This window comes from Bacillus litorisediminis (assembly GCF_022808645.1).
GTDB classification, from domain to species: Bacteria; Bacillota; Bacilli; order Bacillales; family JC228; genus Bacillus_BF; species Bacillus_BF litorisediminis.
The window spans coordinates 1-17,738 of sequence record NZ_JAKZKT010000060.1 but is presented as its reverse complement, the minus strand read 5'-3'; the positions used below and the strand labels follow the sequence as shown (position 1 = coordinate 17,738).

Here is a 17,738-nt window from a genome sequence, read left to right as displayed (position 1 = left end):
TTCGATATCTGTATTTACTTTGATTTGCATATGCACAATATTCACCCCAAGAATATTATGCAGCGCAATGAGCAAACTGTACATTCTTAAACAGTCATTTATGTACACTCTTAAATTAGCATTTATAGTTTCACCAAGAATATTTAATCAACAGATGTATTAAAGGCATGCGTTGATTTCTTTTTAGATGCAATTTGTGGTATATTTTTATAAATATTATATGGAAATTTTAATGAAGTGAAATATTTAGGGTCCAAATGGTTAACACTTAAGAATAAGTTTGTTTATAAATAGAGGAGGGGCAATATGGCAAAGCTAAAAGAAACTAAAGTATACAATATTAATGATTTTTTAAATTGGTATGAAACTGGAGAGTTGGAAATATCCCCAAAATATCAAAGAAATCCAGTGTGGAACCAAAAAGCTAAGTCATATTTAATTGATAGTATTATTCGGGGACTTCCTGTACCTCAAATATTTGTGAGACAAATAATTGATACAAAAACAAGGAAAACATTAAGAGAAGTGATAGATGGACAACAACGTTTAAGAACTATTATTGAATTTGTTAATAATGAATTTGCAATTTCTAAATCTCATAATCCTGAATATGGAAATATGAAATATCAGGATTTAGAAGATGATATTAGAGAAAATTTTTTAACTTACGAATTACCAGTAGAAATTATTAAGGCAAAAGAAGATGCTATAATTTATGATTTGTTCTCTAGGGTTAATACAAATAGTATGACACTTAATAAACAAGAATTAAGAAATGCGAAATATTGGGGAGAATTTAAAGTCTTTGTATATAGATCAGCTTCAAAATGGAGAGAGTTCTTTATAGATATTAATATGTTTAATGATAAACAATTATCTAGAATGAATGACGCGGAATTTTTATCAAGTCTAATTATTACTCTGATTGATGGAATAATCACTGAATCTTCTACCAAAATTGATTCTTATTATGAAAAGTTTGATGAGGAATTTCCTAAAGCTGAGGAAGTTGAATATAAGTTAAATGAAATAATGAATGTTTTAGTAAATATTTTTAATAATGATAAGTTTACAACACAATTTTTTCACAGAAAGAATTATTTCTTTACGCTTTTTTCTTTAGTAAATCATTTAATTTTTGGAATAGATTTAATCAACTGTGAAACTGATAAATTTGATTCTAGTGAAGATTTAATAAAAAATATAGACAAATTTATAAAGCAATTGATGGAGTTCGAATCATATTACGAAAGATTTATGAATGAAGAACTATATGATAAAGAAATTTTACCAAAGATGATTAAATTTGAACAAAACCATAGAACTAGAACTACAAGTTACGCTGAAAGAAAAGAAAGAATTGAAATATTATGTAACTTTGTGGGAAGTGGTTTAAATGGATAACACTTATTTGACAGAAGAAATTAATAATTGGAATAACCAGATTAGATTAAATCATAAACTATATGAGCTTGCTTTTTTTAAGATATTTGTTAAATTTGAGTTGTTTTTAACAAATACTTTCATAGGATATGCTACCGGAGAATCCAGTATAAAAGGTTATACTCCTGAAAGAAAGCTGAATTTTGAGGATAAAGCCCACCTAGTAGGAGTTCTTCGGAACTATAGAAGTTCATTTATAGATTATTCGGAAAAGATTCAACAGATCTCTAAATTTATTTTTCTTGAAGAAAAAGACCCGTTTTCTTTAATATTTAATGATTCAAAGTTTTATAATTACTTTATTGAAATGAAGTATATTAGAAATTATATTGCTCATGAAAGTCAAGAATCGAGGATAAAGTATCATAAATATGTTTTAAAAAATAAACCTTTTGAAGAACCTAATGATTTTTTGAAAAAAATTAATAAGAAAAACAGCAAGACTTATTATTCAATATATATTGATATAATAAGGGAGTTTTCAGAAGTGATATTAGATCCTACTCCATTTTTATAAGTTTGATATTCTTATAGAAGGATAGTTGCTATAATTTAAGAAAATATACAGTAATTCAATTATGATTCTACAAATTTTTATAACTAGAACTGATTTAATCACTATTTATGCTAGCTACAAATAAATTAATATTTTTGAATAACACAAATTAGCCACTACTAGAGTGGCTAATTTACGTTTGTCTTTATTTTCTAATTATTATTATTTGCTTTAGAATCAATCCCAACTCTACCAGGCACCAAAACCCATTTAACCTCATACCCACCCTCAATTCGAATCGTGACAGTCGCTTTCTTGCCAGCTACCATCGGATCGTCTTTCTCAATGATAATAGAAAAAGCTTTAACCTCTTTGGAATCATCGACAACCCCAACTCCAGTGAGATTAGCCCAATTGTCTTCTAAAGTCCGTACCTGGCCAAGTTCAACGTTTTCGATCTTTATTCCGTTGGCTGGGTCTTCAAAGGTGAGTGTTCCAGATGCATCCCCGTAGGCTTCTTGATTGAGTAATAAATGGATGGATGGCTTTTTGCCGTTTCTTGGTCCATCGATGGCTAAGAGTTTTCCTTTTACTTGAATTTTGGTATCTTTGCTAAAAGATTCTGGCCGGCTTGGCATGTTGCCTGTACGTTTGAGGACTTTTCCTGCCTGTACGCCGGTTACTTCGCCGTTTTCTAATGCTAATTCGCCATTTACATAGACGAGCATGATGCCTTGTGAGTATTGCTTTGGCACGTCGAAGGTTGCGAGGTCTGCGACAGTGTTTGGATCAAATACAGTGATATCGGCAAACATTCCTTCTTTTAGTAAGCCGCGGTCTGTCATACCGATCATTGTTGCTGGAAGGCCAGTCATCTTGAATACGGCTTCTTCTAAGGTTATATAGCCTTCTTCACGGACATATTTTCCTAGCACTCTTGGCTGTGTGCCGTAACGTCTTGGGTGGATGCTGGCTGATTCAGATACGCCGCCGTCAGATGCAACTGCAACGGTTGGATATTGGAGGATTCTTTTGAAATCTTCTTCTTTGCCAAAATAATAGATAGTACGGATATCGCCTTCCGTTTCCAAGATTCTGATGACAGCTTCGCCAGGACGAACACCTTGGCTATCGGCCACTTGTTGAAGGTTTTGACGCTTTTCTGGGAAGTAGACGTCTGCTGCACTTTCGCCTCTGCTTAAAATCAGTTCTTCGATTTCATCGGTGATTTGCGCCCGCAATTGCGAATCTTTAAAGCGTTCTAGCATTGCTTGTCTGCCGCCATCCTCTGCCCAGTTTGGAACGATCGCATTAATGCCTGTCTGACTCGCTAAATAAGGATATACATCTGCAGCTGTATAGGTTCCTCTTTGAATCGCTGCATCAATCAGACCAATGGTCTCTACAGATTTTCCCCAATTGTCTGGTCCCATTACTTTCATATGGGTAATGACAGGCACCAGACCTGCTCTTTCTCCGATTTCGATGATTTCCGCAGTAGCTTCAACGACCTGATCATTTTCATTTCGAATATGGCTCGGGAAGTTGGTTCTCCATTTTTTCGCTGCTTTCACGACTTCTATAATTTCTTCCGTTTCCGCAAACGCTCCTGGAGTATACGTTAAGCCGGATGAAATTCCCCAGGCTCCGTCTTCCAACCCTTTTTCGATTAATGCTTGCATGTCCTTTATTTCAGCATCGGTTGCTTTTCGGTCACTTTCCCCGACGACTTCTTCCCAAACTGCATTAAATCCAAGGTAAGCTCCGATATTGATGGCTAATCCTTTTTCTTCAAGTTCAAATTTTTCCGTGATGTCAGCACTGCCAAAGCCGTCTGGGTTTAATATCTCGGTCGTAACACCTTGGGTTAAAGAGCTTTTGGCTGAAGGGAGAAAGTCCTCATCCGCATGGCTATGTATATCGATAAAACCAGGTGAAACAACAAGGCCAGTTACATCAACTTCTTCAGCCCCATGTTCCTTTGATAAATCTCCTATTTTATAGATATAGCCATTTTTAATCCCGACATCGGCCTGATAGGAAGGAGCGCCCGTCCCATCAATAATCGTTCCGTTCTTGAGGATTACATCGTACACCGTTTCATCTGCATTAGCCGTTGTACCTTTCATGGCAAATGGCAAAATACTGTCTATCACAAGCAAGGCCATCATCCATAGAATCAATGCTTTATTTTTTCTCAAATCTAACCCTCCTAGTAATTATTAATAGACAGAAACCGCTTTCAATTTAACTATATTTCATAATTTTCCAAATTTATATAGTATAATAGATTGAATCCTACGATGGGATTTTTATCCTTTAAAGCATGCCAAAGTCATAGAAAATGATTCATTTCTTTATGAATTATGAGAAATGGACTAATAAAAAATATAGAGGGGAGGTTTCAGATGAGTACACTTCTAAATGTCTGTGGAACTTTTGTAATAGTGATTGGTTTTATCAGCGGAATTATCTCCGGTTCATTTTTAGGTTTTATTTTTGGTGTAATTGGCAGTGTTGTTTCTTCGATTCTATTTTTTGCATTGGCTAAAATAAGTGATGTGCAAGAAACAATTTTATTTCAGCTACAGACAAATAATCATTCTAGTGAACAATTATATAAAAAAGAAGCAAATAAGGTCTGTGTGAATTGTGATTATAGATTTAATAGTACCATGAGTTCTTGTCCGAATTGCGGGTATAGAAGGTAAGAGATAATACCATAAGGAAATACAATGCTTTCTCAGTACAAAGCTATAACTATGGCTCATTGTTAATAAAACATAGCAATTTATAAGAAATCTTATCCTTTTTCCTTCGTTAAAATGGAAATGAAAATTCCAAATAGATGGAGGTGAGAAAGGATGAAATCAAATATATTAAAAGTGCCTGGAGCGACCCTCTACTACGAAGTTAGGGGATCTGGCCCTCTGCTTTTACTTATTCCAGGAGGGCCTGCGGATGCCGGTGTCTTCACGGACCTGGCTGAGCATCTTGCTAATCATTACATGGTAGTGTCCTACGATCCTCGCGGGAACTCCCGCAGTGCATGGAGCGGTGAACCTGAAGAACAGCAGCTTGACCTTCATGGCGATGATGCCGCTCATTTAATCAAAGCATTCGGTGCAGAACAGGCCCATGTGTTTGGGACTAGCGGCGGGGCACAGATAGCGCTCAATTTAGCAGCCAGATACCCGGAGCGAGTACTCACCGTTGTAGCTCATGAACCGCCCTGTCTGCAATTGCTATCCGATCCGAAAAAAGCGTTGGCTGATACGGAAGAGGTGTACAATACCTATCTCCGCGAAGGTGCGGGAGCTGCTATGCAGCAATTTTTATCGCTCTCTGGCATGAAGGAAGAAATGGTAGAGGGCAGTGTGGATGCTCAGCCAAATGCTGAGCAAAGAGAGACATTTGCACGCATCAGCCGTAATCTGGACTACTTCCTTGCTCACGGGCTTAAGCCCCTTTCCTTTTATGAACCGGATGTTGAGAAGCTGCGTAAAGGCTCTGCCCGGATCATCCTTGGTGTAGGTGAAAGCTCTCAAGGACAACTCGTCTACCGAACTACGGTAGCGCTGGCTGAGAAACTGGATAGTGAGCCTGTAAACTTCCCTGGAAACCATGGAGGATACGGTACTGATCCCAAGAGATTTGCGGACATTCTGCACCATATCCTGCAAAAGACCGCAATGGAGAAAATATAAAAAGGAGAATGATGATGACACAGAGCCAAATTAAAATGCCGAGAATTGTCTCAGAAGAGGAATGGAACAAAGAGAGGGAAAAGCTGCTCGTGAAGGAAAAAGAATGTACCCGTGCGTTGGATGCATTAGCCGCCGAGCGCCGCAGGCTTCCAATGGTTCACTTCGAAAAAAACTATGTCTTTGAAGGTCCAAATGGTCCAGCTAGTTTAATCGATTTATTCGACGGACATCGCCAGCTTATTGTTTATCACTTTATGATGCAGCCCGACTCAAAACCCTGTGTGGGCTGTTCCTCCTTTGTAGACAATATTGGGCACCTGGAACATCTGCATGCGCGTAATACCAATTTTGTACTGGTAGCCCCTGCTCCTTTGGCACAGATTGAACCTTTCAAGAAACGCATGGGCTGGACTGTTCCGTGGTATTCCTTAAACGGAAATGAATTCAATTCGGATTGTGGTGTAAGTACGGGATTTGGACTAAGCGTCTTCCTTCGTGATGAAAACCATGTTTATCGTACTTATTTTACAAAAGATCGAGGAGCCGACCGGCTTAGTTTTGACACTAATTTGCTTGATCTAACACCCTATGGACGGCAGGAAACCTGGGAAGATTCACCTGAAGGATGGCCTCAAACACCAGCCTATGTATGGTGGAGATACCGCGATGAATATAATCGTACCTAAGCGAGTAATAGGTCACTATTACTGATTAAGATGTCGGGGAGATTATCCGAAAATCTTCCTCTCCAACAATGGAACGAAGTGTTTATAGAAGCTGTTGCCCCTCCTGAAGCAAAGGGCGTTAAAATCTCATTTATCAAACAACTGTATCCAAAATGAAAGGATACTATGATCAAATCCAGCTATTTAAAAAAGTAACGGCTACACCAAAAGGCGAAATCGTTAAGAAATGAACCGGGAGGATGAACATACATTTGACGGATTGATTTCATCGCCATCCCCGGTTGACAGCCGTCTCATTTACATCCGCAATAAAAATACAAATGAATTATGGACCTATGATTTAAATACCAATGAAATCCAACCGGATGAACCGCGCATCGAGCTTCCGCCGTCATCCGTAAAAGCATACAAGCAGTTTGACAAAGTCGATATTGACCAAGCGATTAAACATTTGCAACTGTATAAAGCTCTTGGAAAAAAGTGATGAGGATAAGGAGATCATTACCCTATTAACCAACAATGTAAAAGCGATAGAGGCTTCTTTTCGACAACATCTATAAACCGAAAGATATAAACCAAAGTGTCGAAAAATGAAGTGACTACGATTCTGACATCTTTCACACAAATTTTATAAGCTCTGTTTATCCTGCTCTAAATCTGAAAAGCCCCTGCTCAAAATGGAGAGGGGCTATTCTATTTTCCTGGCCTTGTGCTTCCAGCTTTTAAAGAATAATTTTCCCCATATCTTTGCCTAACAGTTATTTCTCACGTCCAATTATGCTATTCTTACTCTATGAACAGCAATCTGGAATGATAAAGATCATATATGCGAGAACGCATAGGGCAGAAAAGGATAGTTGGGTGATACGTATTGAAAATTAAAGTTTTGTTTATTGCACCATATACAGCGATGTCTTATCTGATGGAAGATTTCCGCTCAGAAATTGATGATATAGAGGTGGATGTAAAGGTAGGGAATCTCGAAGCCGCGATACCGATTGCCAAAAGGGCGGAACGCGAAGGCTATGATGTGATTGTAAGCCGGGGCGGTACAGCTAAGCTGATTGCGGATGTAACCAATCTGCCTGTTATTGATGTCCATATTTCCGGTTATGATATGCTCCGTGTCTTAACTTTGGCAAATCAGTTTCCGGGGAAAAAAGCAATTGTTGGTTTTTCCAATATAACGATTGGAGCCAAAACGATTACAGATATTTTGGAAATTCCCATCGATGTGTATACCGTGGAGAAGGCAGAAGAGGTAGAACCTTTGATTCTCAATTTGAAGAAAGAAGAATTTACCGTCATTATGGGGGATGTAGTGACGGTCAATGTGGCAGACAAATTTGGGCTCGAGGGGATTTTAATCCAGTCCGGCCGGGAAGCCATTTTTGATGCATTTCAACGGGTTCGCAGCCTCTTTGATTTTATCCAAAAGATACAAGCTGAAGTCTCGCTGTTAAAATCGCTTTTAGATAAGACAGACTCAGATCTGGTCGTATTCAATACTAATCAAGAAGTGGTTTTCCAGCAGTGGCATTCCCTCTCACCGTCTGAAGTCAGATTGGAGCAGCTGCTGGCTTCCTTTGACGAGGAAACAACGGTTTTACTTCATTTGGATGATAATGAAAAAGTAACAGCTACACCTTCTAGAATTTTAGCTGGGGAAAACGAATATACAGTCTTTGCATTATCTAAATTAAGACGAGCCTATACAGTTAACAAGATTAAGGCAGATACTGTTCAGCAGCCTCCGATGATTATTCGGGAAAGTGAGTCGATGGCATTCTGCTTGGCTCAGGCTGAGGCAAACCTGGATAAGCATAATTGGGCTCTCATCGGGGAAAAGGGGACCGGAAAAGAACTGCTTGCTCGGTTTATCCATTACCAGAAGTTTCAGGGGAGAGGTTTATTTGTAAAAGGATCTGCAACTGAGATTTTGTCCGATTTTGAAGCGACCGACCAAGAGATTCGTACTATATTTATATACGGAGTGGAGCAGTTAACCGAAAAGGATCTGCTTACATTAATGAAGCTCATTCAAAGGACAGCACAGGTCATTTTTATTCTCTCGCTGGAAGAAGAACATGCATCCATTCAGTCCTTTTTATTTCATCCGTTTACTGCAAGAGTTTATATTCCCCCGCTGCGCGAGCGGCAGAAGGATATTAGGGCCCTTGCTGCTTATTTTATCGCGGACTTCCATCGGGAGAAGGGGACCACTCCAATTAAAATAAAGGACGAAGCAGTCCATCTGCTTGAGCAATACAGCTGGCCCGGAAATGTGAAGGAGCTAAAAGCGCTGATTCAGGATGCGGTCTTGCTTGAGAAACGAGATGTTCTCGATGGCAAAATCGTCGAACACTTATTGAATAAAAAGACCGCATCCAAATATGAGAAGATAGACGAATCCTTTTTACAAGGGACGTTAGAAGATATTGAGAAAAGGATTATCCATATCTTATTAGAAGAAGAGGATGGAAATCAGACAAAAGTTGCGAAGCGGCTCGGGATTAACCGCTCCACTTTATGGCGCAAGCTGAAAAATTAATCAGCTTGCTTTTTTTTATTGTTTAAAAATGCAACACATTTTAATTTTACGGAAAGGGTTTTCCTGTTTTCTAGAAAATATTATTGCAAAATGAAAAGGTAAGTATTAAAATGTAATCTGAAAACGATTCCAACATCGTTTAAAATTGAAACGTTATGTAGGGGGATGCTAGAATATGAGAATAAAAGCTGGCCTTGAAAGAATTCCAGGTGGCATGATGGTTGTTCCGTTGCTTCTTGCAGCAACGATTAATACATTTGCCCCAGACTTGCTTCGTATAGGAAACTTCACTGAAGCGTTATTTGTAAATGGTGCAAACACACTGATTGCATTGTTCTTACTATGTACGGGTGCCCAGATTAATTTAAAATCTTTTGGAGTTTCATTAGGTAAAGGTGCTACCCTTCTTGTAACAAAGTGGGTAGTAGGTGCTGCAGTAGGATTACTAGCATTTATTTTTGCGGGCGAAAACGGTCTATGGCTAGGATTAGCGCCACTTGCCATTATTGCTGCCATGACAAACAGTAATGGTGGCTTATATATGGCTCTAGTTGGACAATACGGAAGTAAAGAAGACCGTGCAGCTTACTCATTGCTAGCTTTGAATGATGGTCCATTTTTAACAATGGTCGCACTTACCATCTTCGGGGCAATGGGATTTGTTGACGGCATGTTTTCCATCCAATCCTTTATCGCTGTTCTGCTTCCAATCGTAGTGGGGATGGTGCTTGGGAATTTGGATGATGAAATGCGTGAATTCTTGGATAAAGGGAGCTCCATGCTGATTCCATTCTTCGCTTTTGCCTTAGGTATGGGCATTGATTTTGGTGCCATCGTTGAAGGCGGATTAACTGGTATTTTACTAGGTCTATTAACTGTATTTGTAACAGGTACAGCTGGATACTTTATCTTTAAGGCATTTAAGTGGAATCCAATTGTTGGTGCAGCTGAAGGATCAACAGCTGGAAACGCGGTTGCAACACCGGCAGCGATTGCTGCAGCCAATGCAAGCTTTGTTCAATATGTGGATCTGGCAACGGTCCAAGTAGCTGCTTCAACCGTAACAACGGCGATTTTGCTGCCGCTATATATTGCCTTTTTAGTGAAACGGATGGAGAAAAAAGGATATCAAATTCAAGAAGGAAATGTTATCAAAGTAAGCAGTTAGGAGTGTAACTTATGACAGAAAAAATGGGAATCATTGCTGATGATTTAACAGGCTCCAATGATTCTGGTGTGCAGCTAGCAAAAAAAGGGTTTACTTCAACTGTTGTATTCAATGTAGAAACAAAAGGAACCGAATCGGCGTCAGATGTGCTGGTTATTGATACTGACAGCCGTTCCAGGTCCTCTGAAGAAGCATTTGAAGCAGTTTCTATGGCTGCTTCTTTTCTATTGCAACAGGGCTATACCCACATATATAAAAAGATGGATTCTACCTTGCGAGGGAATATTGGATCAGAGCTTTTTGCTTTGGCCGATGTATATAGACCTGATGCGGTTGTGATTGCACCCGCATTTCCAGCCTTAAACCGGACAACTGTAAATGGGAATCACTATGTCAATGGCAAGCTGATTCACGAAACTGAGTTTGGCCAAGATCCCAAGACGCCGGTCCATGATAGCTATATTCCTGCACTCCTTGAACAAGTGGAGGATGAGAAGATAGAGATTGTGAATTTATCAGTAATTCAGAGCGGAAAAGAAGAAGTGATTACATTTATTGAAAAAGCAATGGAACAAGGAAAATCATGGTTTGTCTGTGATGGAAAAACCGAAGCAGATTTAGAGATGATTGCTTCATCCTTTGCAGCGATCCATAAACGGATTGTTTGGGCTGGATCTGGAGGATTAATTGAGTTTCTTCCTAATGCGCTTGGATTCAGTCCCGATTCTCTCCATCACAACAAGGAGATGAAGATTGAAAAGACCCTAGTTGTTTCGGGCAGTCTGTCCCAAGTCACCAAAAAACAGCTTGAAAGTTTACGAGATTTTGATGATTCCTGCTTGATTGAGCTGAATCCTATTGATTTTGTGAATCATAATATCCAAGCAGTTGAATCTATCTTACGAACCAAAGAAATTTTGACTGCGAAGAATATTGTGGTATTTGTTGATAGCTCGGAAGAAAACAGACTGGCTGCAAGTGAAGCAGGGGAAAAGCTCGGCTTGAGCGGCAACCAGATCAGTGAAGCAATTGCTGCAGGATTAGGTCGAGTAGCATCGCAAATTCTAAGCAAAAATCCAGACATTAATGGGTTAGTCTTAACAGGCGGTGATACGGCCAAGGCCGTTTGTTCAGAATTGGGAGTAAGTGAAATCGAGCTACATTCTGAAGTTGAGCCTGGTCTGCCATTTGGCCGGATTGATAGCGGTAATAAAGAGTACTGGGTGGTTACGAAGGCAGGCGGTTTTGGAACCGAAACATCACTTTTGAATGCAGTGAAATTCATGACAGGAAAGGTTGAGCAGTATGAATCAAAATAAACCAGTAGTCGGGATTACCATGGGAGATGCTGCGGGTGTCGGTCCTGAAATTATTTTAAAGAGTTTGGCCAATCCGGAAATATATGAACTATGTAATCCTCTTGTTATCGGGGATAGCAAAATTTTAGAACGGGCGAAAAGCTTTGTAGACAGTCCATTAGAAATCGATTCTGTTTCAGAAGGTGAATTGGATCAGGCAACTTATCAATTTGGTACAATCCATTGCCTGGATTTAAATCTATTATCTGCAGATCTTCCAGTTGGTCAAGTATCTCCTGAGGCAGGTCATGCCGCATTTGAATTTTTGCGTACAGCCATTGAACTGGCAAAAGCTGAAAAAATTGATGCAATCTGTACAGCGCCATTAAATAAGGAGGCGCTGCAAAAAGGCGGACATAAATACCCAGGTCATACGGAAATTCTCGCCGATTTGACCGGTACCAAGGATTTCTCTATGATGCTTTCTGCACCTAAACTAAAGGTGATTCATGTAACCACGCATGTGGGTATTATTGATGCTGTTAAAATGATTAATCCTGAACGTGTCTACCATGTAATCAAACTAGCCCATGAGACCCTTGAAAAAGCAGGAATTTCCTCTCCGAAAATTGCAGTTTGCGGGATCAATCCGCATGCAGGTGAGAACGGATTATTTGGCTATGGCGAAGAAGAGGAAAAAGTCATTCCAGGTGTTGAAAAGGCACAAAAAGAAGGAATCAACGCAGTGGGTCCACTCCCGGCCGATACTTTATTCTTCCGTGCGGTTCGCGGTGATTTCGATATTGTCGTGGCTATGTATCATGATCAGGGTCATGGACCTATTAAAGTGTTAGGTCTGGATGCTGGAGTAAACATTACAGTCGGACTTCCGATAATTCGTACAAGCGTCGATCATGGAACTGCCTTTGATATCGCCGGAACCGGCAAGGCTGATGAAAAAAGCTTGATTGAAGCGATTCGCCAGGCGGTTGAGCTGGCACCGAAAAAGTAGAATTTTTATCTAAAACAAAAATATGAATCAAAAAGGAATCCCGTGTTTGTAATGGGGTTCCTTTTTGATTCTAAATTTCTTTTTATTATCGATAGATTCAAGGTTCAGCTAATCAATGATATAATTGTTCAAAAAGTGCAAATTTTTAATTCACAGGGACTGATCCATATGCTGTTACACAATACTCCATACCGGGAAGAATTTATCGAAGCCGTATTTGAAAGCGCCCACTATTGCTTGGTGATTGTGGATGATCAGGGGCATGTCATTTATTTAAATCAGAGTTATTGTGACTTTTTGGGAGTCAGGCTTGAGGATGCGGTGGGCAAGCATGTAACTGACGTAATTGAGAACACACGGATGCATATTGTGGTGGAGACGGGGACTGCTGAGATTGCGGATTTGCAATATATCCGCGGGAATTACATGATTGCCAATCGGGTTCCGGTCTGGTCTGATGGCAAGGTGATTGGGGCGATTGGGGTTGTCCTGTACCGGGATACGAAAGAATGGATGAAGATGAACAGTCATATCAAGGCCTTGCTTCTGGAAGTGGAGCAGTATCGGAACCAGCTGAAGAAGAATCAGGGAGCTGTTTATTCGCTTCACGACATTGTCGCTATTTCTGCTAAGATGATAGATTTAAAAAATAAGGTGAAGCGGGTTGCGACTGGGGAAGCTTCGGTTTTAATCACTGGCGAAAGCGGGACGGGGAAAGAGCTGATTGCCCATAGCATTCACCAGCTGAGTGAGCGGAGTGGCCGGCCTTTTGTGACGGTGAATTGTGCGGCGATTCCCGAGCATTTGATAGAATCTGAACTTTTCGGCTACCAGGATGGAGCGTTTACCGGTGCGAAAAAGGGTGGCAAAGAGGGGAAGTTCCAGGTTGCTAATGGCGGGACGATTTTTTTAGACGAGATTGGGGACATGCCGTTGAGTGCTCAGGTAAAGATTCTTCGCGTTTTGCAGGATGGGGAGGTTCATCCGGTCGGCGGTGTGAAGCCAGAAAAAGTAGATGTGCGTGTGATTGCGGCTACCAATCAGGATTTAGAAAAGCTAGTGCAGGAGAAAGCTTTTCGGGAGGATCTATTTTACCGGATAAATGTTTTGCGGCTGCACATTCCGCCTTTACGAGAACGGCAAGAGGATATTCGTGTGTTGGCTAAGTATTTTTTACATAAATCCAGCGACCGTTCAGGTAAAAGAGTTCTCGATTTTGATCAACAGGTGCTGGAACGGTTTATGCAATATGACTGGCCGGGAAATGTAAGAGAACTGGAGAATGTCGTGGAAGCGTCGGTTCATTTAACGAATCAGGAAATGATTTCGATTGATGATTTGCCAGAACATTTTCAGAAACAGTCTGTTTATTTGGACAAGAATAGCAGTTTAAAAGAGATTTTAGAACGGACGGAAAAACAGGCGATTGAACAGGCCATTCTCCAATGTGACGGAGACAAAATCCGGGCTGCAAAACGATTAGGGATTGGGAAGTCCAGCTTGTATGATAAGCTGAAGAAATATGGGCTGTGAGGCGATTCCGAAAATCTGGAATGATTCCAGAAAATCGGAAAATAATTAAATAAGCTGAATGGACAAGCTGTTTATCATCCTTCTTTCCGAAAACTTGGAAAGAGGGATTTTTTATGTAAAAAGCTTGTTCTTCCAGGGCTTAACCGCATAGGTTAAAAAATGAATAAGATTTCTAGGCTAGTTGGCACGATTTTTGCATGTAATGATATGAACGCTTTCAAGATTTTTTAGTAATGAAAGGGGTTGTGAAAATAATGGTTGAAAACAAGGTTCTATTTATTACTGGTGCTGCCAGCGGGATTGGCTATGAAATTGGCGTGAACTTTTTAAGAGAGGGAGCTAAAGTTGTTTTCTCTGATCTCAATGAAGGCAAGTTAAACGAAGTTTCCGAAAAGCTGCGACAGGAAGGGTTTGACTGCCAAGGTATCCGCTGTGATGTGACTCAGGAAGAGGATTTGCAAAAAGCAATTGATTTTACGGTTGAAACATATGGAACAGTTGATGTCCTGATTAATAATGCTGGGCTCCAATATGTGTCCATGATTGAAGATTTTCCGACTGATAAATTTGAGTATTTGATTAAAGTCATGCTCGTCGCACCATTTATGGCGATTAAACATGTGTTTCCGATAATGAAAAAGCAGAAGTTTGGCCGTATCATTAATATTGCTTCGATCAACGGATTGATTGGGTTTGCCGGAAAAGCAGCTTATAACAGTGCGAAGCATGGAGTGATTGGTTTAACAAAGGTAGCAGCATTGGAAGCAGCAGATTCAGGTGTAACCGTGAATGCAATCTGCCCTGGCTATGTGGATACACCGCTTGTTCGCGGACAATTCGAAGACTTAGCGAAAACGCGAAATATTTCGGTTGAGAAGGTATTGGATGAGGTTTTATATCCGTTAATTCCGCAAAAGCGTTTGTTGGCTGTTCAGGAGATTGCAGATTATGCGCTGTTCCTGGCCAGTGAGAAAGCCAAAGGGGTTACAGGTCAGGCTGTTGTGCTTGATGGCGGATATACAGCTCAATAATTTTTGATGAATTTGGAAGCGTTCACATACTTAGTTTTTATATAGGGGATTTAGAGAAGGGGCACCTTCATAGCTTACTAGTTTTCAAAAGGAGGTAACAGTATGCTTGGGATTATCCTAGGATTAGCGGTCCTGATGTTTCTTGCTTATCGCGGCTGGTCGATTATCTGGATTGCGCCGATTTCGGCAGGTGTCGTTGCTTTAACAGGCGGGCTGGATTTATTGGATGCATATAAAGGAACATACATGGAAGGATTTGTAGGCTTTGCAAAGGCTTGGTTTCCGGTCTTTATGCTAGGAGCGGTTTTTGGAAAGCTGATGGAAGATACGGGAATGGCTAAATCGGTAGCCGTCGTTTTATCGAAATTAATGGGGAAAAAACGAGCGATCCTTGGAGTTTTAATTTCTTGTGCAGTTTTAACATATGGAGGCGTCAGCTTATTTGTAGTAGTATTTGCCGTTTATCCGCTCGCAATCGGGCTGTTTCGGGAAGCAAATATCAGCCGTAAGCTCATACCGGGTACGGTTGCGCTCGGGGCCTTTACCTTTACAATGACTGCAGTTCCTGGTACGCCGCAAATACAGAACTTAATTCCAATGCAATATTTCGAGACCTCACCAACGGCAGCGCCGATGATGGGGATTGTAGCTGCTCTCATAATGGGGGCAGGCGGATACTTCTATTTGCGCTGGCGTGAAAAGGTCATGACAGCAAAGGGTGAAGTGTTTACTGAACCTGAGGGTAAAAAGATTGTTGAAGATACTGGAAATGTACCGAACTTTATTTTATCGCTGCTGCCTTTAATTGTCGTTCTGGTTACATTGAATGTGTTTGAATGGGATATCATTGTTGCGTTATTATCTGGTATTCTTTTAATCTTAATTTTTAATTTTCAAAAGTTCAAATCGTTTGTTAAGGCGATTAACGCCGGGGCAATTGGTTCGGTAACAGCCATTATCAACACGAGTGCGGCGGTCGGGTTTGGGTCTGTCGTAAAGGCAGTTCCTGGATTTGAGACATTGACGAATATGTTATTAAACATTAAAGGGAATCCATTGATTTCGGAGGCGATTGCGGTTAACTTGCTCGCAGGCGCAACTGGTTCGGCTTCGGGCGGAATGGGGATTGCCTTGGAAGCTTTAGGGGACAAATATTACCAAATTGCGATGCAAACCGGTATTTCACCTGAAGCCTTCCACCGGATTGCATCTTTGGCATCTGGCGGATTGGACACGTTGCCGCATAACGGTGCCGTTTTAACATTACTCACGATCACGGGAATGTCCCATAAAGACAGCTATAAAGATATCTTTGTCGTTTCATTGCTGATTCCGATTATTTCTGTGATTGTTGCGATTTTGATGGCTTCAATGGGGATATATTAATCATTGAAGGGGTCTGACCTTGGTGCGCTTAAGTATTTATGCACTGGGGGGAGGGCCTTTTTTCATGAAAGGAAGGAAAATGAAACGCAAGAACCGTCCCTATGTTTCATAAGTTAATTTTCTAGAGTTTATGGGTCGGTTATGGTAAATTAAACGCGATAGTATTATTTTAGGATGGTGACCGATATGGCTGTTAAACAATTGACGTCAATTGAAGAGTTAAATGAATTTGTGGGACAATCTGGCAAGCATTTGCTTTTTAAACATAGCACTACATGCCCAATCAGTGCGAAAGCTCACCAGGAATTCCAATCTTATGTAGAGGAAAATGATGCTTCTGCAGCGATTGTGCATGTGATTGAAGATCGTCCTGTTTCCAATCAGATTGCTGAGAACTTTGGCATTAAGCACGAGTCTCCGCAAATTTTCCTGATCGAAGACGGAGAAGTGAAATGGAATACGTCTCACTGGAAAATTACAAAAGATGCAATCAAGGAGGCTTTCGGAGAATGAGCCAAAAAGTGATTGTCTATTCGACTGAAGGCTGCATCGAGTGCAACTACGTGAAGCAGATGCTGACGGAAGAGGGCATTTCGTTCGAAGTTCGTGATGTTATGAAAAGTGAAGAATATCAAAAAGAAGTGGAGACATTCGGATTTTTAGGTGTTCCCGTAACTGTTGTTGGAGATAAAGCTGTTAAGGGAATGACTCCTGAGCTGAGAGAGTTAATTGCAACAGTATAATAAATAAGAATTTGAGCCTGACACCTCCTGTGGTAAAGTGTTTCCATATTGGAGGTCAGGCTATTTTTAATATGATAACGAAATTACTGGAATTTTGTAAATAGTGAGTCCATAGAAAGATAGAAGACATTGAACTTTTAGCCAACCAGTGTGATCGATTTTAAAAAGAAGCCTCACCTCAAGTTATGGTAAAAGTGTTACTGCTGAGGGAAAGTCGTTCTCTTTTGAGTACTTACAAAAAAAAATAAATGCAGCTTTAATAGCAAAGCAATCGCATAAGAATTAGCTTTGCTTTGTTGCGGGAGTGTAATATAAACTGTGTAAGTAAGGAATACGTACGGTTCCTTACTCACACAGTTTTTTATTTGATAGAATAATAAGTATAAAGCTAAAGGAGTGTTTTCAATGGGGAAATTGAAAAGAGATCCGAACTCCGTAGAATTAGCTAACAAGATTATCGAACAGTACCAAACTAAATCTGTAGAAGATATGCAAGAAGCATTAAAAGACATATTTGGCCCTATGTTTGAGTCGATGCTTAAAGGTGAAATGAATCATCATTTGGGCTATGAATCAAATGACAAGGGAGAAAAAGAAACAAGCAATAGAAGAAATGGATATGGCAAAAAGTTCGTGAAAACGACGACAGGAGAAGTTGAAATTGCGGTCCCCCGTGATCGTGAT

At 40.2% G+C, this 17,738-nt stretch carries 17 protein-coding genes; 16 read left to right on the top strand and 1 reads right to left on the bottom strand.

Annotated elements, in window-relative coordinates; genetic code table 11:
• The first annotated feature begins 306 nt into the window (after positions 1-306).
• Together MLE14_RS20100 and MLE14_RS20095 are read left to right on the top strand one after the other, a co-directional pair.
• Positions 307-1,404 carry a DUF262 domain-containing protein gene (locus MLE14_RS20100; RefSeq protein ID WP_243300213.1) on the top strand — a complete coding sequence of 366 codons (1,098 nt, stop codon included), beginning with the start codon at positions 307-309 and terminating at the stop codon, positions 1,402-1,404.
• Positions 1,397-1,960 carry a hypothetical protein gene (locus MLE14_RS20095; protein WP_243300212.1) on the top strand — a complete coding sequence of 188 codons (564 nt, stop codon included), beginning with the start codon at positions 1,397-1,399 and terminating at the stop codon, positions 1,958-1,960. Before MLE14_RS20100 ends, MLE14_RS20095 begins: the two co-directional genes overlap by 8 nt.
• A gap of 191 nt (positions 1,961-2,151) precedes the next feature.
• Here the strand turns inward: MLE14_RS20095 and MLE14_RS20090 are convergent, their stop codons facing one another.
• Positions 2,152-4,140: an N-acyl-D-amino-acid deacylase family protein gene (locus tag MLE14_RS20090; protein WP_243300211.1), complete on the bottom strand. Its 1,989-nt coding sequence runs from the start codon at positions 4,138-4,140 to the stop codon at positions 2,152-2,154.
• Between the two features lie 207 nt (positions 4,141-4,347).
• Between MLE14_RS20090 and MLE14_RS20085 the strand changes: the two genes are divergently transcribed.
• The 14 genes from MLE14_RS20085 to MLE14_RS20020 form a co-directional block, all read left to right on the top strand.
• Positions 4,348-4,650 (top strand): hypothetical protein, encoded by a 303-nt coding sequence (locus MLE14_RS20085; RefSeq protein ID WP_243300210.1) that lies wholly within the window; start codon positions 4,348-4,350, stop codon positions 4,648-4,650.
• A gap of 153 nt (positions 4,651-4,803) precedes the next feature.
• Positions 4,804-5,646 carry an alpha/beta fold hydrolase gene (locus MLE14_RS20080; protein WP_243300209.1) on the top strand — a complete coding sequence of 281 codons (843 nt, stop codon included), beginning with the start codon at positions 4,804-4,806 and terminating at the stop codon, positions 5,644-5,646.
• Between the two features lie 14 nt (positions 5,647-5,660).
• Entirely contained in the window at positions 5,661-6,332 is a 672-nt protein-coding gene (locus MLE14_RS20075) for a DUF899 domain-containing protein (protein WP_243300208.1), read from the top strand.
• A gap of 226 nt (positions 6,333-6,558) precedes the next feature.
• On the top strand, positions 6,559-6,816 hold the full coding sequence (locus tag MLE14_RS20070) for a hypothetical protein (RefSeq protein WP_243300207.1): 258 nt from the start codon (positions 6,559-6,561) through the stop codon (positions 6,814-6,816).
• Positions 6,817-7,203: 387 nt separating this feature from the next.
• Positions 7,204-8,883: a sigma-54-dependent transcriptional regulator gene (locus MLE14_RS20065; protein ID WP_243300206.1), complete on the top strand. Its 1,680-nt coding sequence runs from the start codon at positions 7,204-7,206 to the stop codon at positions 8,881-8,883.
• A gap of 175 nt (positions 8,884-9,058) precedes the next feature.
• Positions 9,059-10,051 carry a 2-keto-3-deoxygluconate permease gene (locus tag MLE14_RS20060; RefSeq protein ID WP_243300205.1) on the top strand — a complete coding sequence of 331 codons (993 nt, stop codon included), beginning with the start codon at positions 9,059-9,061 and terminating at the stop codon, positions 10,049-10,051.
• An 11-nt stretch (positions 10,052-10,062) separates the two neighbouring features.
• Entirely contained in the window at positions 10,063-11,370 is a 1,308-nt protein-coding gene (locus MLE14_RS20055) for a four-carbon acid sugar kinase family protein (RefSeq protein ID WP_243300204.1), read from the top strand.
• On the top strand, positions 11,357-12,361 hold the full coding sequence (pdxA, locus tag MLE14_RS20050) for a 4-hydroxythreonine-4-phosphate dehydrogenase PdxA (RefSeq protein ID WP_243300203.1): 1,005 nt from the start codon (positions 11,357-11,359) through the stop codon (positions 12,359-12,361). Before MLE14_RS20055 ends, pdxA begins: the two co-directional genes overlap by 14 nt.
• Before the next feature lie 168 nt (positions 12,362-12,529).
• Positions 12,530-13,894 carry a sigma-54 interaction domain-containing protein gene (locus MLE14_RS20045; RefSeq protein WP_243300202.1) on the top strand — a complete coding sequence of 455 codons (1,365 nt, stop codon included), beginning with the start codon at positions 12,530-12,532 and terminating at the stop codon, positions 13,892-13,894.
• 254 nt (positions 13,895-14,148) lie between these two features.
• Positions 14,149-14,925, top strand: coding sequence for a 3-hydroxybutyrate dehydrogenase (locus tag MLE14_RS20040; RefSeq protein ID WP_243300201.1), 777 nt, complete (start codon positions 14,149-14,151; stop codon positions 14,923-14,925).
• Positions 14,926-15,027: 102 nt separating this feature from the next.
• Positions 15,028-16,311, top strand: a complete 1,284-nt coding sequence (locus tag MLE14_RS20035) for a GntP family permease (RefSeq protein ID WP_243300200.1) — start codon at positions 15,028-15,030, stop codon at positions 16,309-16,311.
• Between the two features lie 186 nt (positions 16,312-16,497).
• A complete protein-coding gene (gene ytxJ / locus MLE14_RS20030; protein ID WP_243300199.1) occupies positions 16,498-16,824 on the top strand; it encodes a bacillithiol system redox-active protein YtxJ in 327 nt (108 codons plus the stop codon).
• Positions 16,821-17,054: a glutaredoxin family protein gene (locus tag MLE14_RS20025; RefSeq protein ID WP_243300198.1), complete on the top strand. Its 234-nt coding sequence runs from the start codon at positions 16,821-16,823 to the stop codon at positions 17,052-17,054. Before ytxJ ends, MLE14_RS20025 begins: the two co-directional genes overlap by 4 nt.
• Before the next feature lie 396 nt (positions 17,055-17,450).
• Positions 17,451-17,738, top strand: a 288-nt coding sequence (locus tag MLE14_RS20020; RefSeq protein ID WP_243299746.1) for a transposase, incomplete at its 3' end; no start/stop codon positions are given.